This is a genomic window from Streptomyces sp. Z26 (assembly GCF_003665095.1).
Taxonomy (GTDB): Bacteria; Actinomycetota; Actinomycetes; order Streptomycetales; family Streptomycetaceae; genus Streptomyces; species Streptomyces phytohabitans.
In genome coordinates this window covers 1005689-1030374 of sequence record NZ_RCHV01000002.1, presented here as the reverse complement: position 1 = coordinate 1030374, position 24686 = coordinate 1005689, and the positions used below count along the sequence as shown (strand labels likewise).

The 24686-nt window shown below is 72.4% G+C and carries 24 protein-coding genes; 12 read left to right on the top strand and 12 right to left on the bottom strand.

All coding sequences use genetic code 11. The annotated features are described in order from the left end of the window. Positions 1-124: 124 nt before the first annotated feature. On the bottom strand, positions 125-802 hold the full coding sequence (locus D7M15_RS04510) for a helix-turn-helix transcriptional regulator (protein ID WP_240649127.1): 678 nt from the start codon (positions 800-802) through the stop codon (positions 125-127). 335 nt (positions 803-1137) lie between these two features. Here D7M15_RS04510 and D7M15_RS04505 point away from each other — a divergent pair, with 335 nt between their 5' ends. Then, complete coding sequence (locus D7M15_RS04505; RefSeq protein WP_121516297.1) at positions 1138-2589, top strand: NCS2 family permease; 1452 nt, start codon at positions 1138-1140, stop codon at positions 2587-2589. 51 nt (positions 2590-2640) lie between these two features. On the opposite strand, the gene D7M15_RS04500 is transcribed toward D7M15_RS04505, so the two are convergent. Both D7M15_RS04500 and D7M15_RS04495 read right to left on the bottom strand, forming a co-directional pair. Next, on the bottom strand, positions 2641-2850 hold the full coding sequence (locus D7M15_RS04500) for a DUF397 domain-containing protein (protein ID WP_121516296.1): 210 nt from the start codon (positions 2848-2850) through the stop codon (positions 2641-2643). After that, on the bottom strand, positions 2847-3683 hold the full coding sequence (locus tag D7M15_RS04495) for a helix-turn-helix transcriptional regulator (protein ID WP_121520200.1): 837 nt from the start codon (positions 3681-3683) through the stop codon (positions 2847-2849). The genes D7M15_RS04500 and D7M15_RS04495 overlap by 4 nt, the downstream gene beginning before the upstream one ends. A gap of 343 nt (positions 3684-4026) precedes the next feature. Here D7M15_RS04495 and D7M15_RS04490 point away from each other — a divergent pair, with 343 nt between their 5' ends. Further along, a complete protein-coding gene (locus tag D7M15_RS04490; protein WP_165906356.1) occupies positions 4027-4494 on the top strand; it encodes an ATP-binding protein in 468 nt (155 codons plus the stop codon). Here D7M15_RS04490 and pgl read toward each other — a convergent pair. Genes pgl through tkt form a run of 5 tightly spaced genes read right to left on the bottom strand, consistent with a single transcriptional unit; the run spans position 4473 to position 11184 of the window. After that, the gene (gene pgl / locus D7M15_RS04485; protein ID WP_121516294.1) at positions 4473-5252 is read right to left on the bottom strand and encodes a 6-phosphogluconolactonase; all 780 of its coding nucleotides are present in this window, start codon (positions 5250-5252) and stop codon (positions 4473-4475) included. The genes D7M15_RS04490 and pgl overlap by 22 nt on opposite strands. After that, positions 5249-6427 (bottom strand): glucose-6-phosphate dehydrogenase assembly protein OpcA, encoded by a 1179-nt coding sequence (gene opcA, locus D7M15_RS04480; RefSeq protein ID WP_121516293.1) that lies wholly within the window; start codon positions 6425-6427, stop codon positions 5249-5251. Before opcA ends, pgl begins: the two co-directional genes overlap by 4 nt. Continuing rightward, on the bottom strand, positions 6424-7950 hold the full coding sequence (zwf, locus tag D7M15_RS04475) for a glucose-6-phosphate dehydrogenase (RefSeq protein WP_121516292.1): 1527 nt from the start codon (positions 7948-7950) through the stop codon (positions 6424-6426). Before zwf ends, opcA begins: the two co-directional genes overlap by 4 nt. A 6-nt stretch (positions 7951-7956) precedes the next feature. Beyond that, entirely contained in the window at positions 7957-9075 is a 1119-nt protein-coding gene (gene tal / locus D7M15_RS04470; protein ID WP_121516291.1) for a transaldolase, read from the bottom strand. A 33-nt stretch (positions 9076-9108) separates the two neighbouring features. Then, positions 9109-11184: a transketolase gene (gene tkt / locus D7M15_RS04465; protein WP_121516290.1), complete on the bottom strand. Its 2076-nt coding sequence runs from the start codon at positions 11182-11184 to the stop codon at positions 9109-9111. Positions 11185-11636: 452 nt separating this feature from the next. Here tkt and D7M15_RS04460 point away from each other — a divergent pair, with 452 nt between their 5' ends. Next, complete coding sequence (locus D7M15_RS04460) at positions 11637-12578, top strand: heme o synthase (protein ID WP_121520198.1); 942 nt, start codon at positions 11637-11639, stop codon at positions 12576-12578. Between the two features lie 102 nt (positions 12579-12680). Here D7M15_RS04460 and D7M15_RS04455 read toward each other — a convergent pair whose 3' ends face one another. Next, complete coding sequence (locus tag D7M15_RS04455; protein ID WP_240649126.1) at positions 12681-13100, bottom strand: hypothetical protein; 420 nt, start codon at positions 13098-13100, stop codon at positions 12681-12683. A gap of 154 nt (positions 13101-13254) precedes the next feature. Between D7M15_RS04455 and D7M15_RS04450 the strand changes: the two genes are divergently transcribed. Beyond that, positions 13255-14535: an amidohydrolase gene (locus D7M15_RS04450; RefSeq protein ID WP_206337319.1), complete on the top strand. Its 1281-nt coding sequence runs from the start codon at positions 13255-13257 to the stop codon at positions 14533-14535. On the opposite strand, the gene D7M15_RS04445 is transcribed toward D7M15_RS04450, so the two are convergent. The 3 genes from D7M15_RS04445 to D7M15_RS04435 form a co-directional block, all read right to left on the bottom strand. Next, complete coding sequence (locus D7M15_RS04445; RefSeq protein ID WP_121516289.1) at positions 14508-15560, bottom strand: COX15/CtaA family protein; 1053 nt, start codon at positions 15558-15560, stop codon at positions 14508-14510. The two genes, D7M15_RS04450 and D7M15_RS04445, sit on opposite strands and share 28 nt — an antisense overlap. A 137-nt stretch (positions 15561-15697) precedes the next feature. Beyond that, entirely contained in the window at positions 15698-16435 is a 738-nt protein-coding gene (locus D7M15_RS04440) for an ABC transporter permease (protein WP_121520192.1), read from the bottom strand. Positions 16436-16675: 240 nt separating this feature from the next. After that, complete coding sequence (locus D7M15_RS04435) at positions 16676-17599, bottom strand: ABC transporter ATP-binding protein (RefSeq protein ID WP_121516288.1); 924 nt, start codon at positions 17597-17599, stop codon at positions 16676-16678. Positions 17600-17746: 147 nt separating this feature from the next. On the opposite strand from D7M15_RS04435, the gene D7M15_RS04430 reads away from it, so the two are divergent. The 8 genes from D7M15_RS04430 to D7M15_RS04395 all read left to right on the top strand — a co-directional run bounded on the left by D7M15_RS04430 (position 17747) and on the right by D7M15_RS04395 (position 24537). Next, on the top strand, positions 17747-18658 hold the full coding sequence (locus tag D7M15_RS04430) for an ArsR family transcriptional regulator (protein ID WP_121516287.1): 912 nt from the start codon (positions 17747-17749) through the stop codon (positions 18656-18658). Then, positions 18655-20076, top strand: a complete 1422-nt coding sequence (gene sufB / locus D7M15_RS04425) for a Fe-S cluster assembly protein SufB (RefSeq protein WP_121516286.1) — start codon at positions 18655-18657, stop codon at positions 20074-20076. The genes D7M15_RS04430 and sufB overlap by 4 nt, the downstream gene beginning before the upstream one ends. 65 nt (positions 20077-20141) lie before the next feature. Further along, positions 20142-21320 (top strand): Fe-S cluster assembly protein SufD, encoded by a 1179-nt coding sequence (sufD, locus tag D7M15_RS04420; protein WP_121516285.1) that lies wholly within the window; start codon positions 20142-20144, stop codon positions 21318-21320. Then, entirely contained in the window at positions 21317-21658 is a 342-nt protein-coding gene (locus tag D7M15_RS04415; RefSeq protein WP_121516284.1) for a non-heme iron oxygenase ferredoxin subunit, read from the top strand. Before sufD ends, D7M15_RS04415 begins: the two co-directional genes overlap by 4 nt. A gap of 7 nt (positions 21659-21665) precedes the next feature. After that, positions 21666-22430, top strand: a complete 765-nt coding sequence (gene sufC / locus D7M15_RS04410) for a Fe-S cluster assembly ATPase SufC (protein WP_121516283.1) — start codon at positions 21666-21668, stop codon at positions 22428-22430. Then, positions 22427-23695 (top strand): cysteine desulfurase, encoded by a 1269-nt coding sequence (locus tag D7M15_RS04405; protein ID WP_121516282.1) that lies wholly within the window; start codon positions 22427-22429, stop codon positions 23693-23695. Before sufC ends, D7M15_RS04405 begins: the two co-directional genes overlap by 4 nt. A gap of 48 nt (positions 23696-23743) precedes the next feature. Further along, on the top strand, positions 23744-24211 hold the full coding sequence (gene sufU, locus D7M15_RS04400; RefSeq protein WP_121516281.1) for a Fe-S cluster assembly sulfur transfer protein SufU: 468 nt from the start codon (positions 23744-23746) through the stop codon (positions 24209-24211). After that, on the top strand, positions 24208-24537 hold the full coding sequence (locus D7M15_RS04395; RefSeq protein ID WP_121516280.1) for a metal-sulfur cluster assembly factor: 330 nt from the start codon (positions 24208-24210) through the stop codon (positions 24535-24537). The genes sufU and D7M15_RS04395 overlap by 4 nt, the downstream gene beginning before the upstream one ends. The last annotated feature ends 149 nt before the right edge of the window (positions 24538-24686 follow it).

Here is a 24686-nt window from a genome sequence, read left to right as displayed (position 1 = left end):
GCGCATATCCATCGCGCACATTCCCGGAATTGTGGAGTCCGTTTATCGCTCGCGGTCGCGGTCGCGGTCGCGGCGAACGTGCGTGCCGGGCGCCGCGACCGAGGCGGAAGGCGCCGGACAGGCCCTAGGACTCGGGCAGTTGGGACCAGAAGTGATCGACGATCTCCGTCAGGTAGCGCCGCCCGGCCTCCCCGGCCGCCGTGTCGCCACCCGCTCTGGTGAGGGTGGCGGTCATCAGGATCTGGTACTCGCTCTGCATCGCCCGCAACGGCTCCCGCAGCTCCCGCCGGTCCATGCCCACCAGCCGCCCGATGGCGCGCGCGTGGGCCTGCCAGCGCGTGGTCACGGCCTCGGTGAGCAGCCGCGCCAGCTCCTCCTCGATGCCCGTGACGGTGATGAAGTCCCGCGCGGGCAGCTCCAGCAGGGCGCCGAGCTTCTCGGACTGCTGCTCGTCGCCGGTCCAGCGCCCGGCCTCCTCCATCGCGAGGTACCGGTCGAGCGGCACCCCGGTCGCCCGCGCCACGTCCTCGGCGGCGATACCGCGCGCCATCCGGTGCTCGACCAACGTACGCGGACGGCCCATCAGTTCACCCGGCGCGCACCACAACGCGCCCGCCAGCGCGGTCAGTTCACTCGCCGTGGGGAGGGCGGAGCCGCGCTCCCACGCGGTGATGTGTTCGGGGGAGACGTGCGTCAGGCCGTACGAGGCGCGCATGCCGTACGCGACATGACCCGGCGCCATCCCGAGTCTCTCGCGCAGGGTGCGAGCGGCGCGCGCGTTGAAGGGGATCGGTGGGGACACGCGCCGAGAGTATGGAGTTCCGCGCGGCGACTCCATGGGGCCCTGTCGCCTGCATCCCGTTTTGCGGGATAGGTCGTCGTGGATTTCGTAGAAAGCGACAGAGGGCGAAGCGAATCCGTTAACCATCGGATACCTCAGCACAATTGCGGGACGCTTCCCGGCACGTATGATCGCGCTCGCGAGGTGCCGTACACCTGTCCGCTCGGTCCCCACAGGTGCTACCCGCGGCGTCCTCCGCAATTCCCCCACACCGCCGGGAGCGCCGCCGGTCGCACCGCCCCGCGCGGAGACGACCGCGGTCCACCGGCACCGGCAGGCGCAGGAGAGACACGGACATGAAGAACAGCACGGCACGACGCGCGGCGCGCAAACCCTCGCCCGCGGGGGCCGGTGGCCCACTCGACCGGTTCTTCCGCATCGGGGAGCGCGGCTCCACGCCCGCTCGTGAAGTACGCGGCGGGCTCGCCACGTTCTTCACCATGGCCTACATCCTGGTGCTGAACCCGATCATCCTCGGCGGCGCCGAGGACAAGTTCGGCGAGCAGCTCGACGCCACCCAACTCGCCACCGCCACGGCCCTGGTGGCGGCCGTCATGACCGTCATCATGGGCGTCGGCGGCAACCTGCCGCTCGCCCTCGCCGCCGGTCTCGGCATCAACGCCGTCGTCGCCTTCCAGGTCGCCCCCCAGATGAGCTGGGACGACGCCATGGGCCTCGTGGTGCTGGAGGGCCTGCTGATCACCGTGCTGGTGATGACCGGCCTGCGCGAGGCGATCATGTACGCCATCCCGCAGACCCTCAAGCAGGCCATCAGCGTCGGCATCGGCCTCTTCATCGCCTTCATCGGCTTCGTGGACGCGGGCTTCGTCACCCGCATCCCGGACGCCGCGAGCACCACCGTCCCCGTACAGCTCGGCACCGGCACCCTCACGGGCTGGCCGATGTTCGTCTTCTGCCTCGGCGTGCTGCTGACGCTCGTACTCCTCGCCCGCCAGGTGAAGGGCGCCATCCTCATCAGCATCGTGCTGATGACCGTCGTCTCCGTCGTCATCAACGAGGTCGCGGACGTCAAGTCCTGGGGTCTCACCTCGCCCGCCCTGCCCGACAACGCCGTCGCCTCGCCCGACTTCGGGCTGCTCGGACACTTCGACCTGCTGGGCGCGTTCGGGGAGGTCGGCGTACTGACCGTCGTCCTGCTGCTGTTCACGCTCATCCTGTCGGACTTCTTCGACACGATGGGCACCATCGTCGGCGTCACCGCCGAGGCCGGACTCCTCGACGAACGCGGCAAGGTCCCCGGCCTCGGCCGCGTCCTCCTCATCGACGGCGCGGCGGCCGTCGCGGGCGGCGCCTCCTCCTCGTCGTCCGCCACCACGTACATCGAGTCCGCCGCGGGCGTCGGCGAGGGCGCCCGTACGGGCCTCGCCAGCCTCGTCACCGGCGGCCTCTTCGGTCTCGCCCTGTTCTTCACGCCGGTGCTGACGCTCGTACCGCTCCAGGCCGCCTCCCCGGCGCTCATCGCCGTCGGCTTCCTGATGATGACGCAGGTCAAGCACATCGACTGGGACCGCTACGAGTTGGCCGTCCCCGCGTTCCTGACCATCGTCGTCATGCCGTTCACGTACTCCATCACCAACGGCATCGGCGCGGGCTTCATCGCCTACGTCGTCATCAAGGCGTCCCTCGGCAAGGCGCGTGAGGTGCACTGGCTGCTGTGGGGCACGGCGGCCCTCTTCGCCGTCTACTTCGCCATCGACCCGCTGGAGCAGGTGCTCGGCGTCAAGTAGCCGCCTCCGCCGTCCGCCCGCTCCCACGGGGGGAGCGGGCGGACGTGTGTGTCAGCGCGCGGCGGCGGCGTGGGTGAGGAAGGCGGTCCAGCCGTCGGGGTGTACGGAGAGTACGGGTCCGGCGCTGTTCTTGGAGTCCCGCACCAGTACGCCCCCGCCCCCCGCTGCCACCTCCACGCACTCGCCGCCCTCGCCACTGCTGTGGCTGCTCTTGAACCAGACGGCCCCGGACGCGGCCTGCACAGACGCTTCGACGTTCATCCCTCTCCCAACAACTCCTCGATGAAGGCCAGCGATTCGCGCGGAGTCAGCGCCTGCGCCCGCAGAATTCCGTACTCTTCCTCGAACTCGCGGACGGTCCTGCGCTCCGTGTAGAGACGGCTGTCCTTGTGCGCCTCAACGTACGCGATCCTCTGCCCATCCTTCGTCTCGATCAAGGTGAACGGGCCAGCCAGGGCAGCGTGTTCCTCGCGGGCCGTCGGCATCACCTGGATCTCGACGTTCCGCAACCGGCCGCGGAGAAGCAGGTTCTCCAACTGTCCGCGCATCACCGCCCGCCCACCCAGTGGCCGGTGCAGCATGCTCTCCTCGATGACGAAGCTGATGGTAGGCAGAGGCGACCTGACGAAGATCTCCTGCCGGGTCATGCGCGCGGACACGCGTTGCTCGATGGTCTCCTCGTCCAGGAGCGGACGCCGCATCTCGAAGACCGCCCGCGCGTACTCCTCCGTCTGCAACAGGCCCGGGACGGCCTGCGTGGCGTAGACGTGGAGTTCGACCGCCTGCGCCTCCAGCCGTGCCGCGTCGCGGAAGAACGCCGGGTACTGGGCGCGGGCCACCTCGCCCTTGCTCGCGCACAGGACGCCTCCCGCGTCGAGCACCTCGTCCGCCTTGTCGATGAACCGCGGCGACGGGATACGTCTGCCCTGCTCGAACGAGGCGATCGTGGACGCCGAGTAGCCCGTCAGCGCGCCCAACTCCGGCCGCTCCAGGCCCGCCCGCAGCCGGTAGAGCTTCAACTGCTGCCCGAAGACGTAGAGGATGCCCGTCCCCGGCTCGACACCCTCGTCCGCTTCCCGCGCCCCGTCCTCCATGCCCCGCACCTCTCCGTCCGTACGCTCCGGCGTCCCGTACGCGGGCCAACGCCGTTGTCCGTACGGAGGGTTACGCCCCACGCCGCGTACAAGCATCGCTCGCGCGCGTACAACGCGCCTGGAGAACCGGGTTGTTCACGCCCGCGGGGTCGCTGGGGCGGCGCATCGCGTACAGCGCGCGCCGCGTGTGCGTACAGCCACCGGTCGTCCGTGGGTCGCCTCTGGTCGCGAGCGGTTCGGCGCGGCGACCGTTGCTCCCATGAAGCGACCACCTCACCGCCCCGTCGCCCCCGACGCCACCGGCGCCGTCCCGCAACCGCCGCCGCCCGTACGGGAGTTCGCGATGCGGTTCACGTCCACCCCGCGCGGCGCGCGGCTCGCCCGCCAGCTCGTGTCGCACCGGCTCGACGAGTGGGGGCACCCCTACGGCTCGGACGCCAACGAGACGCTGACGCTCATCACCGCCGAGCTGTGCGCGAACGCCGTACGCCACGGCCACGTACCCGGCCGGGACTTCCACGTCCGCCTCAGCGCCGTCACCGACGCCCCGACCGGCGCGGAGTCGGTGACAACCCGCACGACCCTACGCGTCGAGGTCACCGACAGCCGTCGCGACGGCGTGCTCCCCGATCCCTGCCGGGCGCCCCGACCGCCCTCGTCCGACGCCGAGTCGGGCCGTGGGCTGCTCCTGGTCGCCCGGCTCGCGGACCGCTGGGGCATCGCACCCCGCCCCGGCGCCCCGGGTAAGGACGCCTGGGCGGAGCTGTGCGCTGGGCCCGGGGGAGGGCGTCAGGCCGACGACGGGGGGTAGAGGCCGCGGGGGAGTTCCGCCGCGGCGGGGCCGTCCAGCAGCCAGAGGGTACGGGCCGTGCCGTACGCGCCCGCCGCCGGCGCCTGGATCTCGCCCGCGCCGGACAGGGCGATCGCCGCCGCCCGCGCCTTGTCGGCACCCGCCGCCAGCAGCCACACCTCTCGGGCCGCGCGGATCGCGGGCAGCGTGAGGGAGACGCGGGTCGGCGGGGGCTTGGGGGCGCCGTGGACGCCGACGACGGCGCGTTCCGTCTCCCGTACGCCCGGGTGCTCCGGGAACAGCGACGCGACGTGCGTGTCGGGCCCGACGCCGAGCAGCAGTACGTCAAACGCCGGTACGCGGCCGTGGGCTTCGGGGTGCGCCGCCAGCTCCGCCGCGTACGCCTCGGCCGCCGCGTCCACGTCACCGGCGTGCGGCCCGTCGGAGGCGGGCATCGGGTGGACGCGCGCCGGGTCCAGGGGGACGGCGGCGAGGAGCGCCTCCGTCGCCTGCGTGACGTTCCGCTCCGGGTCGCCGTCCGGGAGGTAGCGCTCGTCGCCCCACCACACGTCCAGCCGCGACCAGTCGACGGAGGAACGGGCGGGGGAGGCGGCGAGGGCGGCGAGCAGGGCGTTGCCGTTGCGGCCCCCGGTCAGGACGACCGACGCGGAGCCGCGCGCCGCCTGCGCCTCGACGATCTTCGTGAGCAGGCGGGCGGCGACCGCCTGCGCCAGCTCGTCCTTGTCGCGGTGGACCACGACCTGCGGCGTGGGCGTCACGAGCCGGCCGCCCCGTCGGTCCCGGCGGCGGCCTTGCGGCCACCGGCCTTCGCCGCCGTCTTCTTCGCGCCCGCGCCCTTCCCACCGGAGGTCGCCGCCGCTCCGGAGGCCCCGCCCGCGTCCGAAGCCGCGTCGTCCGGCTTCGCGTTGCCCGCCGCGTCACAGTCCGCCGCCGCGTCCGAGGCCGCGCCGCCCGCTCCCGCACCGCCGTCCGGCTTCGCGCCGTCGCCCGGCCGTACGTCCCCGGCCAGCGTGTCCGCCGCGCCGCCGTGGAACCGTACGGCCCGCTCGTACGCCTCGTCCGGGTCCAGCCGCCGCAGCTCCTCCGCGACCAGCTCGGCCGTCGTACGCCGCTGGAGCGCCACGTGCCGGTCCGGCTGCCCCGGCACGGCCAGCTCCGCCAGCGAACCGTCCGCGCGGTCGAGGCAGATCTCGCCGTCCGCCGCGTCCAGCCGTACGGCCGTGATGCCCGGCCCGTCCGTGATCACCCGCGTGACCGGCACGTCGAGCCGTTCCGCGAGCCAGAGCGCCAGCAGCGCGGACGACGGGTTGTACTCCTCGCCCTCGACCGTCGCGCCGCTGATCTCCGTGTGCTTCTGGTCCAGCGCCGCGGCCAGCACGCTCCGCCACGGCGTGATGCGCGTCCAGGCCAGGTCGGTGTCGCCGGGCGCGTACGTCTCCGCCCGTACCCTCAGCGACCCCTCCGGGTCCTCCGTGGCGGCGGCGTCCGTGATGCGCCGCTGCGCGAGCGTGCCCAGCAGGTCCTCCGACGGGTGCTCCGGCGCGTCCTCCGGCCACCAGACGACCACCGGCGCGTCCGGCAGCAGCAGCGGCAGCACCACGCTGTACGCGTGTGCCGCCAGCTCGCCGTGCAGCCGCAGCAGCACCGTCTCGCCCGCGGCGGAGCCGTCGCCCGCCCGTACCTCCGCGTCGAGCCGCGCCTTCGCGCGGTCGCGCGGGGAACGGCCCGGACGGCGTACGACCACGAGGATGCGCGACGGGTGCTCCTTCGACGCCTCGCCCGCCGCCTTCAGCGCGTCGTAGTGGTTGCCCTCGTCGGTGACGATGACGAGCGTCAGCACCATCCCGACGGCGGGCGAACCGCTCGCCCGACGGGCCTTCACCAGCGCGGAGTTGATCTGGCCGGACGTGGTGTCCGTGAGGTCGATGTTCATGGCCGCCGCCAGCTCCGTCCGTCGCGCGCGAGCATCTCGTCCGCGGCGGCGGGACCCCAGGTGCCGGCCGCGTACTGCTCGGGCTTTCCGTGCGTGTCCCAGTGCTCCTCGATCGGGTCGAGGATCTCCCAGGAGCGTTCGACCTCCTGGTGCCGGGGGAAGAGGTTCGCGTCGCCGAGCAGCACGTCCAGGATCAGCCGCTCGTACGCCTCGGGGCTGGACTCCGTGAACGACTCCCCGTACGCGAAGTCCATCGTCACGTCCCGGATCTCCATCTGGGTGCCGGGCACCTTGGAGCCGAAGCGGATCGTCACGCCCTCGTCCGGCTGCACCCGGATGACCAGGGCGTTCTGCCCCAGCTCCTGGGTGTCCGTGGCGCCGAACGGCGAGTGCGGCGCCCGCTGGAAGACCACCGCGATCTCGGTGACGCGGCGGCCGAGCCGCTTGCCGGTGCGCAGGTAGAAGGGCACGCCCGCCCAGCGCCGGTTGTCGATCTCCAGCTTCACGGCGGCGTACGTGTCGGTCTTCGACTTCGCGTCGATGCCGTCCTCGTCCAGGTACCCGGGCACCTTGACGCCGCCCTGCCACCCCGCCGCGTACTGACCGCGCACGGTGTGGTTGCTCAGGTCGGCCGGGAGGCGGACCGAGTCGAGCACCTTCATCTTCTCCGTGACCAGCGCCTTCGCGTCGAACGACGTGGGCTCCTCCATCGCGGTCAGCGCGAGCAGCTGGAGCAGGTGGTTCTGGATGACGTCGCGGGCGGAGCCGATGCCGTCGTAGTAGCCCGCGCGGCCGCCGATGCCGATGTCCTCGGCCATGGTGATCTGCACGTGGTCCACGTAACTGCGGTTCCACAGCGGCTCGAAGAGGGTGTTCGCGAAGCGCAGCGCCAGGATGTTCTGGACGGTCTCCTTGCCCAGGTAGTGGTCGATGCGGAAGACCTCGCTGGGCCGGAACACCTGGTGCACGACCGCGTTCAGCTCGCGGGCGCTGGCCAGGTCGTGCCCGAAGGGCTTCTCGATGACCGCCCGTCGCCACGAGCCGGGCTCCGCGTCCGACAGCCCGTGCTTCTTGAGCTGCTCGACGACGCTGGGGAAGAACTTCGGCGGCACCGACAGGTAGAACGCGAAGTTCCCGCCCGTGCCGCGGGACTTGTCCAGCTCCTCGATGGTCGCCTTCAGCCGCCGGAACGCGTCGTCGTCGTCGAAGACGCCGGGCACGAAGCGCATGCCCTCGGCCAGCTGCTGCCAGACCTCCTCGCGGAACGGCGTACGCGCGTGCTCCTTCACCGCGTCGTGCACGACCTGCGCGAAGTCCTCGTGCTCCCAGTCCCGGCGGGCGAAGCCCACGAGGGAGAAGCCCGGGGGGAGGAGACCGCGGTTCGCGAGGTCGTAGACCGCGGGCATCAGCTTCTTACGTGACAGGTCGCCCGTGACGCCGAAGATCACCAGGCCCGACGGCCCCGCGATACGCGGGAGCCGACGGTCCTGGGCGTCACGCAGCGGGTTCGCCGCGCTGCTCACTGTGGGTTACGCCTCCTTCGGCGTACGGCGGGCCAGTTCCGCCTGGGTCGAGCCGAGCAGGTCGGCCCAGGACGCCTCGAACTTCTCGACGCCCTCCACCTCCAGGAGCCGTACGACGTCGTCGTAGCTGACGCCGACCTTCTCCAGGGCGTCGAGGTCGGCCCGCGCCTGCGCGTACGTGCCGCGGATGGTGTCGCCGGTGATCTCACCGTGGTCGTCGGTGGCCTCCAGGGTGGCCTCCGGCATGGTGTTCACGGTGTCGGGGGCGACCAGCTCGGTGACGTAGAGGGTGTCCGGGTACGCCGGGTCCTTCACGCCGGTCGAGGCCCACAGCGGGCGCTGCGCGTTGGCGCCGCGACCCGCCAGCGCCTTCCAGCGGTCGGCGCCGACGACCTCCTCGTACGCCTCGTACGCCAGCCGCGCGTTGGCCACGGCCGCCTTGCCCTTGAGGGCCTTCGCGGCGTCCGTGCCGAGCGCGTCCAGCCGCTTGTCGATCTCGCTGTCGACGCGGGAGACGAAGAACGACGCCACGGAGTGGATCGTGCTGATGTCCAGGCCCTTGGCGTCGGCCTGCTCCAGACCCGCCTGGTAGGCGTCCATCACCGCGCGGTAGCGCTCCAGGGAGAAGATCAGCGTGACGTTGACGCTGATCCCGGTGGCGATCACCTCGGTGATGGCCGGGAGGCCCGCCTCGGTGGCGGGGATCTTGATGTACGCGTTGGGCCGGTCGACCAGCCACGCGAGCTGCTTCGCCTCGGCGACGGTCGGCCGCGTACGGTGCGCCAGCCGCGGGTCGACCTCGATCGACACGCGCCCGTCCCGGCCGTTCGTGGCGTCGTAGAGGGGGCGCAGGATGTCGCAGGCGTCCCGTACGTCGGCGGTCGTGATCATGCGGACGGCCTCGTCGACGGAGACGCCACGGGCGGCCAGGTCGCTCAGCTGGTCGTCGTAGCCGTCACCCTCCGAGATGGCCTTCTGGAAGATGGTCGGGTTGGTCGTGACCCCCACGACGTGCTGCTCGTCGAGCAGTTCGCCGAGCGCGCCGGAAGTGATCCGCTTGCGCGAGAGGTCGTCCAGCCAGATCGCGACGCCTTCGTCGGAGAGGCGCTTGAGTGCGTCTGTCATGGGTGTGCATCTCCTACAGGTGGTGTACGGACGTCAGCGTGCGGCGGCTTCCACGGACTCCCTGGCGGCCTGGGCGACCGCCTCGGAGGTGATGCCGTACTCGCGGTAGAGGGTCTCGTAGTCGGCGGAGGCGCCGAAGTGCTCCAGGGAGACGACGCGTCCCGCGTCCCCGACGTACCGGTGCCAGGTCAGGCCGATCCCGGCCTCGACGGCCACGCGCGCCTTGACCCGCGGCAGCAGCACACTGTCGCGGTACCCCTGGTCCTGCTCCTCGAACCACTCCACGCACGGCATCGAGACGACCCGCGTGGGCACGCCCTCCGCCTGGAGCTGCGCCTGCGCCTCGACGGCGAGCTGCACCTCGGAGCCGGTGCCGATGAGGATGACCTCGGGCTTGCCGCCCTCGGCCTCGGCCAGCACGTAACCGCCGCGCGCGGTCAGCTCGTTCGCCGCGTACGTCGGTACGTTCTGCCGGGTCAGCGCCAGGCCGTGCGGGGCCGGGACGCGGGAGTGCCGCTTGAGGATCTCGGCCCAGGCGAGCACGGTCTCGTTCGCGTCCGCGGGACGGACCACGTTCAGACCGGGGATGGCGCGCAGCGACGCCAGGTGCTCGACCGGCTGGTGCGTCGGGCCGTCCTCGCCGAGGCCGATGGAGTCGTGCGTCCACACGTGGGTGACGGGCGCCTTCATCAGCGCGGCCAGCCGCACCGCGTTCCGCATGTAGTCGGAGAAGGTGAGGAAGGTGCCGCCGTAGACGCGGGTGTTGCCGTGCAGCGCGATGCCGTTCATGGCGGCGGCCATGGCGTGCTCGCGGATGCCGAAGTGCACCGTACGGCCGTACGGGTCGGCGCCGGGCGCGCTGTTGCCCGCGGGCAGGAACGAGGTGTCCGCGAAGGTCGTGTTGTTCGAACCGGCGAGGTCGGCGGAGCCGCCCCACAGCTCGGGCACGACCTCGCCCAGCGCCTTCAGCGTCGCGCCGGACGCCTTGCGGGTGGCGACGCCCTTGCCCGGCTCGAACGTCGGGAGCTTCTCCTCCCAGCCCTGCGGCAGCTCGCCGCCCCGGATGCGGTCGTGCTCGGCGGCGCGCTCGGGCGTACGGGCGCGCCAGTCCGCGAAGCCCTCGTCCCACGCGGCGCGCGCGGCGCGACCGCGGTCGACGGCGCCACGCGCGTGGGCGAGCACGTCGTCGTCGACCTGGAACGTCTTGTCCGGGTCGAGGCCGAGGACGCGCTTCGTCGCGGCGACCTCGTCGGCACCGAGCGCGGAGCCGTGGGACGCGGCGGTGTTCTGCGCGTTGGGCGCGGGCCAGGCGATGATCGAGCGGACGGCGACGAACGACGGCCGCTCCGTCTCCTCCTGCGCCGCCTTCAGCGCGGCGAACAGCGCCTCGGGGTCCAGGTCGCCGTCAGGCTTCGGCTCGACGCGCTGCACGTGCCAGCCGTACGCCTCGTACCGCGCCACCGTGTCCTCGGAGATCGCGACGTCGGTGTCGCCCTCGATGGAGATGTGGTTGTCGTCCCACAGCAGCACCAGGTTGCCCAGCTTCTGGTGCCCGGCGAGCGAGGACGCCTCGGAGGAGATGCCCTCCTGGAGGTCGCCGTCGCCCGCGAAGGTCCAGATGGTGTGGTCGAACGGGGAGGTGCCGGGGGCCGCGTCCGGGTCGAACAGGCCGCGCTCGTACCGGGCGGACATGGCCATGCCGACGGCGTTGGCCACGCCCTGGCCGAGCGGCCCGGTGGTGGTCTCGACGCCCGCCGTGTGGCCGTGCTCGGGGTGGCCGGGGGTGCGGCTGCCCCAGGTGCGGAAGGCCTTGAGGTCGTCCAGCTCCAGCCCGTAACCCGCCAGGTACAGCTGGATGTAGAGCGTCAGGCTGGAGTGGCCGACGGAGAGGACGAACCGGTCGCGACCGGCCCAGTCGGGGTCGGTCGGGTCGTGCCGCATCAGCTTCTGGAACACCAGATAGGCGGCGGGGGCCAGACTCATCGCCGTGCCGGGGTGGCCGTTGCCGACCTTCTGCACGGAATCCATGGCCAGGACTCGGACGGTGTCCACGGCACGCTGGTCCAGTTCGGTCCAGTCCAGCTCTGTGGTGGTCGGCTTGGTGCTCACCCTGGGTCAGGGCTCCTCTCCACATGTCGGATGCCGGTGTCGGACGGACGGCCCACCGGCGGTGCCGAGCCTACCTGTGCCCGGTGCAGCCGCCTCGGAGGTGTTCACGCTGTGGTCACCCGGCTTCCGGGCCAACCCCCGTGCGGCGTACGGCATTCCCGTCCGGCCGTACGGGACGTCCGCGCGCGGTGGCGGTCCTCCGCGCGGGGGTCGCCGTACGGTGCTCCGGCGCGGTTCCCCGGCGGGGCGCGGGCCGCCGTACGGTCCGGGCTCCGCCGGGGGGTGGCGGCGGTGGTCCGCGGGGGCGTCGCGGTGGCGTTCCGGGGGCGGCGACGAGGACCCCCCTGGACGGAGCGATCATGGCCAACGACTAAAGTGGCGTGGTAAGCGCGAGCCTTCACCGGACCTTCACGCCCGGGACTCGCTTGTTTATGACGTGATCAGGGGTGTTCGTGACGGCCGTCGAATCCCGTCCCGCGGGGGTGCTCGACCACAGCACCGTTCCACGCCCGTTCGCCGCGAGGGTCAGGGCGTTCGTCGCGCTCACCAAGCCGCGCATCATCGAACTCCTGCTGATCACCACCATCCCGGTGATGTTCCTGGCCGCGCAGGGCGTGCCCGACCTGTGGCTGGTGCTCGCCACCTGCGTCGGCGGCTACCTCTCGGCGGGCGGCGCCAACGCCCTGAACATGTACCTCGACCGCGACATCGACGCGCTGATGCACCGCACGTCGCAGCGCCCGCTGGTCACCGGCATGGTCAGCCCGCGCGAGGGGCTGGTGTTCGGCCTCACGCTGGCCGTCGGCTCCACCCTCTGGCTGGGCCTCCTGGTCAACTGGCTGTCCGCCTGGCTCGCCCTCGGCGCGCTGCTGTTCTACGTGGTCGTCTACACGATGATCCTCAAGCGGCGCACCTCCCAGAACATCGTCTGGGGCGGCATCGCGGGCTGCATGCCCGTGCTCATCGGCTGGTCCTCGGTCACGAACGACGTGAGCTGGGCCGCCGTCGTCCTCTTCCTGGTGATGTTCTTCTGGACGCCGCCGCACTACTGGCCGCTGTCCATGAAGGTCAAGGAGGACTACGCCCGCGTCGGAGTCCCGATGCTCCCGGTCGTCGCCTCGAACGCGACGGTGTCCCGGCAGATCGTCCTCTACAGCTGGGTGATGGTCGCCGTCTCCCTGGCGCTCTGGCCCCTCGGGTACGTCGGCTGGTTCTACCCGCTGGTCGCCGGTCTCGCGGGCGCCTGGTGGCTGAAGGAGGCGCACGGTCTCCAGTCGCGCGCGCGGGCCGGGGCGACGGGGGCGGCGCTGAAGGAGATGCGCCTCTTCCACTGGTCGATCACGTACGTGTCGGTGCTGTTCGTCGCCGTGGCGATCGACCCGTTCCTGCGCTGAGGCCCACCCGCGCGCCGCGCGTCGACTCCCCGCCGTCACCGTCGTTCCGGGCACCGCGCGCGCGGTGCCCGGAAACCGTTCGGGTGCGGGGGAGGCGGTGCGTCAGGAAGCGCCCGCGCCGCCGAGCTGGATGCCCGCCATGCGGGACCACTCGTACGGTCCGGTGTGCACCTTCTCCGCCAACTCCCCGTCGAACGCGTCGTGCAGGGTGATCCCCGCCCGTTCCGCCGCCCGCTCGGCCAGCGCGCGGGACGGTGCCACGACGTCGCCCCAGGTGCCGTCGGCGGCGACGAGCACGAGCCGTACGCCCCGCTGGCCCAGGTACGCGATCTGACCCTCCGCGCCGCCGCCGTGCGCCGCCGCGAACGCGGAGATCCGTTTGGCGACGCGCGCCGTGCGCCGCGCCTCACGGCCGCCGAGCGGCCCGCCCCCGCCGGACCCGGTGTTCCCGCCCGTGGCGGGGGCGCCGGACGCGGTGGACGGGGTGGTGGGCTCGTCGTCGGCCTGCTGTGTGTCTGCCATGCGCGGGATGCTACCGGCGGGTATCGCACGGTGGCGACGTGGACGGCGGCAGGCGAGACCGATCCCACACGCGCGACACCCAACCCGTCCCGCCGCCGTTAGTCCCAGCGGGGCCCGCCAGGGTCCGGCGGGGCGACCGGTGCGGAGGTGCGGGATGGGCGCGTGGGACGCGGCGGCTCCGACGGACGAGAGGGACGGGACGGCCTCGGGGGACGGGGCGGACCCGCCGGACCCCGGCCGGGGCACGTACCTGCGCCGTACGCCGCTCACCGACCAGTACGGCAGAGGCGTCCTCCACGGCGAGCTGGGCCTCGGCGCGTTCGAGGCGTACCTCGCGGCCGTCTCCGGGGCGCGCGGCGGTACGTCACCGCGCGGCAGCAGCCACTTCGACAGCGGGCTCGGCCGCGACCTGCGCCGCTGGTGCCCGCCGCTGCTCGGCCTACCGGCGCACTGCCCGCCCGTGCGCTACCTCGCGCGCCGCCGTGAGCTGGGCGCCTTCACCGCCACCCGCGCGCTGCTGCGCGGCAGCGGCGTCGGCGCGTTCGTGACGGACACCAGCGCACCGGACACGGTCGCGATCCCCGCCGCCGACACCACCACGAGCCCCGCCGAACTCGGGGCCGCCGCCCTCGGCCGCGCCCGCGAGGCCGTCTCCCTGCGCGAACTGGCCGCGCAGGTCGCCGACACCTCCGGCACCGTCGACGCCTTCCTCGGCAACCTCGCCGAGTCCCTGCACGCCGCCGCCCACGCCGTGGCGTTCGTCTCCACGGGCACCTTCCGTGAGGGCCCCGCCCCCACCCCGTACGAGGTCCGCCGCGCCGCCGGGCGCTGGCTGCGCGCCCGCGCCGCCCGTACGACGGACGCGCACCCCGAGGCGGCCCCGTGGCACCCCGCCGTACCGCGCCCGGCCGTGCCCCGGGCGGACGAGCCCGCGCTCGTACGGCACCTGCTGTGGGCCGCCCTCACCACCGGCAGGCCGGTGCAGCTGCACTGCGCGGACCCGGCGCCGCTGCGCCCGTTCCTGCACGCCACCGGTGGGCTCGGCGCGCGCCTGGTGCTGGTGCCCCGCGCGCCGTACCACCGCGCGGGGGCGCAGCTCGCGGCCGCGTTCCCGCACGTGTACGCGGACGTCGGGCCGTCGCCGGAGGAGACGCTGACGGAGGCGCCGTCGGGGAAGCTGCTGTTCTCCAGCGGCGCGTGGGCGCTGCCGGAGCTGTACGTGGTCGCCGCGCGGCGCTTCACCGCCCGCACCGAACGGGTGCTCGCGCGCTGGACGGAGAGCGGCGCCTGCGCGCACGCGGAGGCCGTACGGGTCGCGCGGCAGCTCGCCCACGGCAACGCCCGGCACGTCTACGGCCTGGAGCCCGCGTCGCGCCCCGCGCCCCCGGCGCGCGCCCCGCGGATCGACTACGTGCCGGAGGTGGCCACCGGCTGAGCGGCCGCGGCGGCGTCGCCGCTCCCGCTCCCGTCCGCCCCGTCGTCCGCGCCCGCGTCCCGCTCGGGTACGGGCGCCGCCCCCGGCAGCCCGCGCTCCCGCAGCGACAGCACCACCCGCAGCACGGCGATCCACACCAGCGTCGAGCCGAACAGGTGCAGCCCGACGAGGATCTCGGGCAGGTCCGTGAAGTACTGCACGTAGCCGATCACGCCTTGCGCGAGCAGCACCAGGAACAGTTCCCGCGTACGCGCCCTCGGCCCGTGCGCCGTCCCGGACGGGCGCAGCGCCAGCCACAGTGCCACGGTCAGCGCGATCACCAGCCACGCGGCCACGGAGTGCACGCGCGCCGCCAGCGCCTCGTCGACGGGCATCCGCGGCACGTCGCTGCTGTCGCCCGCGTGCGGCCCGGAGCCCGTGACCACCGTGCCCAGGGCGACCAGCACCGCCGACGACACGGTGAGCGCGGCCGTCAGCCGCCTCGCCGTCGTGTCGACGAGCGGCCGCGGCTCCGCGTCGCCCTCGCGCGCGCGGAGCCAGGTCACGGTGCAGACCGTGAGCAGCGTCATGGCGAGCAGGAAGTGCCCGGCGACGGTGTACGGGTTCAGCTCGGTCAGCACCGTGATGCCGCCGATGACGCCGTTCGCCGCCACGAGCCAGAACTGCGCCCAGGCCAGTCGGCTGAGCCCGCGCCGTTCGGGCCGCGCGGAGCGCGCGGCGACGATGGCCCAGCCGACGGCGGCGCACAGCACGTACGTCAGCATCCGGTTGCCGAACTCGATCGCGCCGTGCACGCCCATCTCGGGGGTGGCGGTCAGGCTGTCGTCGCCGCACTTCGGCCAGGTCTCGCAGCCGAGCCCGGAGCCGGTGAGGCGCACCGCGCCGCCGGTCGCCACGATCACCACGCTCATCACCACGGACGACAACGTGGCGCGCTCCAGCGTGCGTTGTGTCGGCGTCCAACGGGCGGCGGTGTACGCGATCGGGTTCCGCGCGATTTCGAGGAGATTCGGCACGGGACCCATGCTAGGACGCCTCTTGTGCGCGCCTTCACAAGGGGCCCGTACGGGGCGGGGGACACCCGCCGGAACCCGTCCCACGTGCGCCGACCCCCGTACGCCGCCCGGCCGTCACGCCCTGCCCGTCACGCCGCCCGCACCCGTCACTCCCAGCGGAAGAACCGGGCCGCCGCGGCCAGCCCCAGCACCGCCCACACGCCGAGCACCCCCAACGCGCCCCACGGCATGCCCGCGCCGTCGCGCAGCACGTCCCGCAGGCCGTCCGAGAGCGCGGCGATCGGCAGCAGCTCCAGCACGCCCCGTACGGCCCCGGGGAACTTCTCCAGCGGCACCACGACCCCGCCCCCGACCAGCAGCAGCACGAACACCAGGTTCGCGGCGGCCAGCGTCGCCTCCGCCCGCAGCGTCCCGGCCATCAGCAGCCCGAGCCCGGAGAACGCGGCGGTGCCCGCGACGAGCAGCAGGAGCACGGCCGCCGGACCGCCGTGCGGCGACCAGCCGAGCGCGTACGCGACCGCCGTCAGCAGCAGCACCTGGAGCACCTCGACGACCAGCACCGCGCAGGTCTTCGCCGCCATCAGCCCCCAGCGGGGCAGCGGGGACGCGGCGAGCCGCTTCAGCACGCCGTACCGCCGCTCGAAGCCCGTGGCGATCGCCTGCCCGGTGAAGGCCGTGGACAGCACCGCGAGCGCCAGGATGCCCGGCGCCAGGTAGTCCACGCGCCGGTCGGCGCCCGCGCCCGCGGGCACGTCCGGCAGGTCGACGACGTCGACCCCGCTGAAGAGGACCAGCAGCAGGGTCGGGATCACGACGGTCAGCAGCAGCTGCTCGCCGTGCCGCAGCAGCATCCGCGTCTCCAGCGCGGCCTGCGCGGCGATCATGCGCGGCAGGGGCGCGGCCCCCGGCTCCGGCGTGAACGTGCCGGTGGGCGTTCCCGTGTCGGTCACCGCGGTTCCCTCCCCGTCAGCTCGAGGCCGCGGTCTCCCGGGGGGCGACCCCCGTACCCCCGCCCGGTGGTGTGGCCCGTGTCCGTCACCGCAGCTCCCTCCCCGTCAGCTCGAGGCTGCGGTCTCCCGGGGGGCGACCCCCGTACCCCCGCCCGGTGGGCGTTCCCGTGTCGGTCACCGCAGCTCCCTCCCCGTCAGCTCGAGGAAAACGTCCTCCAGGGTCCGCCGTTCGACCGAGATCCGGTCCGGCAGCACGCCGTTCTGCGCGCACCAGGAGGTGACCGTGGCCAGCAGCTGCGGGTCGACGGTGCCCGTCAGCCGGTACGAGCCGGGGGTCAGTTCCGCCGCCGAGGTGCCGTCCGGCAGGGCCTTGAGCAGCGCGGCCAGGTCGAGTGCGGGGCGCCCGCCGAAGCGGAGGCTGTTCTCCGCGCCGCCGCGGCACAGCTCCTCCGGCGTGCCCTCCGCGATCACCCGGCCGCCGTCCACGATCGCGACGTGGTCCGACAGCTGCTCCGCCTCGTCCATGTGGTGGGTGCTGAGCACGACGGTCACGCCGTCCGCGCGCAGCTCCCGTACCAGGTCCCAGGTGGCGCGCCGGGCCTGCGGGTCGAGTCCGGCGGTCGGTTCGTCCAGGAAGACCAGCTCCGGGCGGCCGACCACGGCCATCGCCAGCGCGAGCCGCTGCTGTTGGCCGCCGGACAGCCGCCGGTAGGGCGTACGGCCGCAGCCGCCCAGCCCGAGCCGTTCGCCGAGGGCGGTCACGTCGAGGGGGTGGGCGTGCAGGGACGCCATGTGGCGGAGCATCTCCCCGGCGCGTACGCCCGGGTAGACCCCGCCGTTCTGGAGCATCACGCCGACGCGCGGGCGCAGCGCGGGGGCGTCGGCGTACGGGTCGAGGCCGAGCACGCGGACGCGGCCCGCGTCCGGGCGGCGGAAGCCCTCGCAGGTCTCGATGGTGGTGGTCTTGCCCGCGCCGTTGGGTCCCAGTACGGCGGTGACGGTGCCGGTGGCGACGGACAGGTCGAGTCCGTCCACCGCGGCCTCGCTGCCGTACCGCTTCACCAGTCCCGCGATCTCGACAGCCGGTGCACTGTGCATGGGGCGAGTCTAGGGAGCGGCGCGGAGGGCCCGGTTCGGGGGGTTCGCGACCCTGGTTCGGTAAGGCTTGCCTAACGTGACGTACTCCATTCGGGCAGGTCAGAGCCTGGCTTGCCGCCCTTCCGTGAATTACGCAACAATGGCGTTGTGAAAAACGAGGGCGACGCTCACGAGACGCGCGCGGAGGCCGAAGCGGCCGCCGCCGCGGACTCCGGCGCGCCCGGCGCCAGGCCGGTCCCCGTCGGCGCGGGCGGGACGCCCGAGGAGCAGCGGGGCACCCGGAGCAGGGTCGCCCGTTCCATCCTCGACCACGGCCCCTCCACCGCCGCCGAGCTGGCGCTCCGGCTGGAGCTGACCCAGGCCGCGGTCCGCCGCCACCTGGACGCCCTGGCCGCCGAGGGCGTCGTCGAGGCCAGCGCCCAGCGCGTCTACGGCGCGCGTGGCCGCGGCCGCCCCGCGAAGGTCTTCGCGCTCACCGACTGCGGCCGCGACGCCTTCGACCAGGCGTACGACGAGCTGGCCGCGGACGCCCTCCGCTGGATCGCCCGCGCGGCGGGCGGCGGCGCGGCGGGTGACGCCGCGGTCGCGGAGTTCGCGCGCGCACGGGTCGAGGCGCAGGCCGAGCGGTACCGCGCGGCGCTCGACCGGGTGCCGCCCGAGGAGCGGACGAAGGCGCTGGCGGAGGCGCTGACCGAGGACGGGTACGCTGCCACCGCGCGCGGCGCGCCCGCGCCCGCTTCCGCCGGGGGCGCCTCCGAGCAGGGCTCCGGGGGGGAGCAGCTCTGCCAGCACCACTGCCCGGTGGCGCACACCGCCGAACAGTTCCCGCAGCTGTGCGAGGCGGAGACCGAGGTCTTCTCCCGCCTGCTCGGCACCCATGTGCAGCGCCTCGCGACGATCGCCCACGGCGACGGCGTGTGCACCACCTACGTCCCCCGCACCCGTACCGAAGCCCGTGGCGGCGACGCCCACGGCGGCGGTGCGGCCGGGAGCACCAGCAGGACCAGCAGGACCAGCAACGCCACCACAGCCAAAGCAGCCGGGAGGAACCCCGCATGACGCTCCCCACGGAGACTGCCCACCCCGAACTGGACGGACTGGGCAACTACGAGTACGGCTGGGCCGACTCGGACGCGGCCGGAGCCGCGGCCAAGCGCGGCCTCTCCGAGGACGTCGTCCGCGACATCTCCGGCAAGAAGGGCGAGCCGGAATGGATGCTGAAGCTCCGCCTCAAGGGGCTGAAGCTCTTCGGCAAGAAGCCCATGCCCAACTGGGGTTCGGACCTCAGCGGCATCGACTTCGACAACATCAAGTACTTCGTGCGGTCCACCGAGAAGCAGGCCCAGACCTGGGAGGACCTGCCCGAGGACATCAAGAACACGTACGACCGCCTCGGCATCCCGGAGGCCGAGAAGCAGCGTCTCGTCGCCGGTGTCGCCGCGCAGTACGAGTCCGAGGTCGTCTACCACCAGATCCGCGAGGACCTGGAGCAGCAGGGCGTCCTCTTCCTGGACACCGACACCGCGCTGCGCGAGCACCCGGAGATCTTCCAGGAGCACTTCGGCACGGTCATCCCGACCGGCGACAACAAGTTCGCCGCGCTGAACACGGCCGTGTGGTCCGGCGGTTCCTTCATCTACGTGCCGCCGGGCGTGCACGTCGACATCCCGCTCCAGGCGTACTTCCGGATCAACACCGAGAACATGGGCCAGTTCGAGCGGACCCTGATCATCGTCGACGAGAACGCCTACGTGCACTACGTCGAGGGCTGCACCGCGCCGATCTACAACTCGGACTCGCTGCACTCCGCCGTCGTCGAGATCATCGTCAAGAAGGGCGGCCGCTGCCGCTACACGACGATCCAGAACTGGTCGAACAACGTCTACAACCTGGTCACCAAGCGCGCCGTGGCCTACGAGGGCGCGACCATGGAGTGGGTCGACGGCAACCTCGGCTCCAAGGTCACCATGAAGTACCCGGCCGTCTACCTGATGGGCGAGCACGCCAAGGGCGAGACCCTGTCGGTCGCCTTCGCGGGCGAGGGCCAGCACCAGGACGCGGGCGCGAAGATGGTGCACATGGCGCCGCGCACGTCGTCCAACATCGTCTCCAAGTCCGTGGCGCGCGGCGGCGGCCGTACGTCCTACCGCGGTCTGATCGAGATCGGTGAGGGCGCCGAGGGCTCCAAGTCGAACGTGCTGTGCGACGCGCTGCTCGTGGACACGATCTCCCGCTCCGACACGTACCCGTACGTGGACGTCCGCGAGGACGACGTGACCATGGGCCACGAGGCGACCGTCTCCAAGGTCAGCGACGACCAGCTGTTCTACCTGATGGCCCGCGGGCTGTCGGAGGACGAGGCCATGGCGATGATCGTCCGCGGCTTCGTCGAGCCGATCGCCAAGGAGCTGCCGATGGAGTACGCGCTGGAGCTGAACCGGCTGATCGAGCTCCAGATGGAGGGCTCGGTCGGCTGACGGGCCCCGCCCGCACCAGGCCGTCCGACCCGCAGACGAACGAACACTTCAGAGACTAGAGAGACATGGCTGAGGCTCAGAACATCCCGGTCGGTTCGAACACCACCGGATCGATCGCGGTGGCCGCCGAGTCCACCGTCGCCACGAGGATGAGCGCGGAGCCGTCCTTCGACGTGGCCGACTTCCCCGTGCCGCACGGCCGCGAGGAGGAGTGGCGCTTCACCCCGCTGGAGCGGCTGCGGGGGCTGCACGACGGCACCGCGGAGGCGTCCGGCTCGGTGAAGGTCGAGCTGACCGCGCCGGACGGCGTGACCGTCGAGACCGTCGCGCGCGACGACGCGCGCCTCGGCCGCGCGGGCACGCCCGTGGACCGGGTCGCGGCGCAGGCGTTCAGCGCGTTCGAGAAGGCCACCGTCGTGACGGTGCCGAAGGACGCCGTGCTGACCGAGCCGATCCGGCTCGGCGTGCACGGCGAGGGCGGCGTCAGCTACGGGCACACCGTGTTCGAGCTGGGCGCCTTCGCCGAGGCGGTCGTCGTCATCGACCACACCGGGGACACGGTGCGCGCCGCCAACGTCGAGTACGTGCTCGGCGACGGCGCCCGGCTCACCGTCGTCTCCGTGCAGGACTGGGACGACACCGCCGTGCACTGCTCCCAGCACAACGCGCTGGTCGGCCGCGACGCCCGCTTCAAGTCGGTCGTCGTCACCTTCGGCGGCGACGTGGTCCGGCTGCACCCGCGGATCAACTACGCGGCTCCGGGCGGCGAGGCCGAGCTGTACGGGCTGTACTTCACCGACAGCGGCCAGCACCAGGAGCACCGCCTGTTCGTCGACCACGACAGCCCCAACTGCCGCAGCGACGTGGCGTACAAGGGCGCGTTGCAGGGCGCCGACGCGCACGCGGTGTGGATCGGTGACGTGCTGATCCGCAAGGCGGCGGAGGGCACCGACACGTACGAGGTCAACCGGAACCTGGTGCTGACCGACGGTTCCCGCGTCGACTCGGTGCCGAACCTGGAGATCGAGACCGGAGAGATCGTCGGCGCCGGGCACGCCTCCGCCACCGGCCGCTTCGACGACGAGCAGCTGTTCTACCTGATGGCCCGCGGCGTCTCGGAGCGCGAGGCGCGGCGCCTGGTCGTGCGCGGCTTCTTCGCGGAGCTGGTGCAGCAGGTGGGCCTGCCGGACGTGGAGGAGCGCCTGCTGGCGAAGATCGAGTCCGAGCTGGAAGCGTCCGTATGACCAGCGCCGCCGGTTACGTACGTGTCGCCAGGCTGGGCGAGTTGGCGGAGGACACCCCGAAGCGGGTGGAGGTCGACAGCACGCCCGTGTCCCTCGTACGCACGGAGGGCGAGGTGTTCGCGATCCACGACATCTGCTCGCACGCCCACGTCTCCCTCTCCGAGGGCGACGTGGAGGACTGCCAGATCGAGTGCTGGCTGCACGGTTCGAGTTTCGACCTGCGTACGGGCAAGCCCTCGGGCCTGCCCGCGACCCGGCCCGTGCCCGTATACCCCGTAATGATCGAAGGAGACGGCCCCGACGCGGCCGTGCTCGTCTCCGTCAACCAGGAGTCCTGAGTTCCCCATGGCAACGCTTGAGATCAATGACCTGCACGTGTCCGTCGAGACCGAGAGCGGTCCGAGCGAGATCCTGCGCGGCGTCGACCTGACCGTGAAGCAGGGCGAGACGCACGCGATCATGGGTCCGAACGGCTCCGGCAAGTCCACGCTGGCGTACTCGCTGGCCGGACACCCCAAGTACACCGTCACCGGCGGTTCGGTGCGGCTCGACGGCGAGGACGTCCTGGAGATGTCCGTCGACGAGCGCGCCCGCGCCGGTGTCTTCCTCGCCATGCAGTACCCGGTCGAGGTCCCCGGCGTCTCCGTCTCCAACTTCCTGCGCACCGCCGCCACCGCCATCCGCGGCGAGGCCCCGAAGCTGCGGCTGTGGGTCAAGGAGGTCCGGGAGGCCATGGAGCGGCTGAAGATCGACCCGGCCTTCGCGGAGCGGAACGTGAACGAGGGCTTCTCCGGCGGTGAGAAGAAGCGCCACGAGATCCTCCAGCTGGAGCTGCTCCGGCCGAGCGTCGCGATCCTCGACGAGACCGACTCCGGCCTGGACGTCGACGCCCTGCGCATCGTGTCCGAGGGCGTGAACCGCGTCCGCGAGACGGGCGAGGTCGGCACCCTGCTGATCACCCACTACACGCGCATCCTGCGCTACATCCAGCCCGACCACGTCCACGTGTTCGCACAGGGCCGCATCGCCGAGTCCGGCGGTCCGGAGCTGGCGGACAAGCTGGAGGCGGAGGGCTACGAGGCGTACGTGAAGGGGGGCGCACCCGCGTGACGGATTCCGGTCGCGGACTTCCCGGCCTGCTCGACACGGAGGCGATCCGCAAGGACTTCCCGATCCTGGACCGCGCGGTCCACGACGGCGCCAAGCTCGTGTACCTGGACAACGCCGCGACCTCGCAGAAGCCGCGACAGGTCCTCGACGCCCTGAGCGGCTACTACGAGCGGCACAACGCCAACGTGCACCGCGGGGTGCACGTGCTGGCGGAGGAGGCCACGGCGCTGTACGAGGGCGCGCGCGACAAGGTCGCCGCGTTCATCAACGCGCCGAGCCGCGACGAGGTCGTCTTCACGAAGAACGCCTCGGAGTCCCTCAACCTGGTCGCGAACATGCTGGGTTGGGCGGACGAGCCGTACCGCGTGGAGCGGGACACCGAGATCGTCATCACGGAGATGGAGCACCACTCCAACATCGTGCCGTGGCAGCTGCTGGCGCAGCGTACGGGCGCGAAGCTGAAGTGGTTCGGGCTGACCGACGACGGTCGGCTGGACCTGTCGAACATCGACGAGGTCATCACCGAGAAGACGAAGGTCGTCTCCTTCGTGCAGGTCTCCAACATCCTGGGCACGGTCAACCCGGTCGAGGAGATCGTCCGCCGCGCCCAGGACGTCGGCGCCCTGGTCGTCGTGGACGCCTCGCAGGCCGCGCCGCACATGGCGCTGGACGTGCAGGCGCTCCAGGCCGACTTCGTCGCCTTCACCGGGCACAAGATGTGCGGCCCGACGGGCATCGGCGTGCTGTGGGGCCGCAAGGGCCTGCTGGACGACCTGCCGCCGTTCCTGGGCGGCGGGGAGATGATCGAGACGGTGTCGATGCACTCGTCGACGTACGCCCCGGCGCCGCACAAGTTCGAGGCGGGCACGCCGCCGATCGCGCAGGCCGTCGGGCTGGGCGCGGCGGTGGACTACCTGTCCGCGATCGGCATGGACCGCGTCCAGGCGCACGAGCACGCGCTCACCGAGTACGCGGTGGGCAGGCTGCGCGAGGTCCCGGACCTGCGGATCATCGGTCCGGTCACGGGGGAGAACCGGGGCGCCACGATCTCGTTCACGCTCGGCGACATCCACCCGCACGACGTGGGTCAGGTGCTCGACGAGCAGGGGATCGCGGTCCGGGTGGGTCACCACTGCGCACGGCCGGTGTGTCTGCGCTACGGAATTCCCGCGACCACGCGAGCGTCGTTCTACCTGTACTCCTCGCCGGCGGAGGTCGACGCCCTCGTGGACGGCCTGGAGCAGGTACGGAACTTCTTCGGTTAGCGACAGGCGACGGGCCCGCGCAAGCACAGGCCAGGGACGGACGGATTCGTGAAGCTCGACTCCATGTACCAGGACGTGATCCTGGACCACTACAAGCACCCGCACGGGCGCGGACTGCGCGACGGCGACGCCGAGGTGCACCACGTGAACCCGACGTGCGGTGACGAGATCACCCTGCGGGTGCGGTACGAGGGCGAGACGGTCGCGGACGTGTCGTACGAGGGCCAGGGCTGCTCCATCAGCCAGGCCAGCGCGTCCGTGCTGAACGAGCTGCTGGTCGGCAAGGAACTGGACGAGGCGCGCAGGATCCAGGACGCGTTCCTGGAACTGATGCAGTCCAAGGGCCAGTTGGAGCCGGACGACGCGATGGAGGAGGTGCTGGAGGACGCGGTCGCGTTCGCCGGCGTCTCGAAGTACCCGGCACGTGTGAAGTGTGCTCTGCTGAGCTGGATGGCATGGAAGGACGCCACCGCCCAGGCGTTGGGCGAGGGCGCTGCGAAGGAGAGGACCGCATGAGCGAGACCACCACCAAGCCCGCGAGCGAGGAAGAGGTCCGCGAGGCGCTGTACGACGTGGTCGACCCCGAGCTGGGGATCGACGTCGTCAACCTGGGTCTGATCTACGGCGTGCACGTCGACGACGCGAACGTCGCGACGCTGGACATGACGCTGACCTCCGCGGCCTGCCCGCTGACCGACGTCATCGAGGACCAGGCGCGGGCCGCGACCGAGGGCATCGTCAACGACCTGAAGATCAACTGGGTCTGGATGCCGCCGTGGGGCCCCGACAAGATCACCGACGACGGGCGCGAGCAGCTGCGCGCGCTCGGCTTCAACGTCTGAGCCCACCCGCGTACGGCGCCCCCGCCCGGGACGCCGTACGAGCACCACCCGCACCACCACGGCGCCGCCCGCCGGGCTCCACGGCCCGGCGGGCGGCGCCGTTCGCACGGCCCGAGCGCCGCCCCGGCGGGCCCGTGATCCGCCCGCCG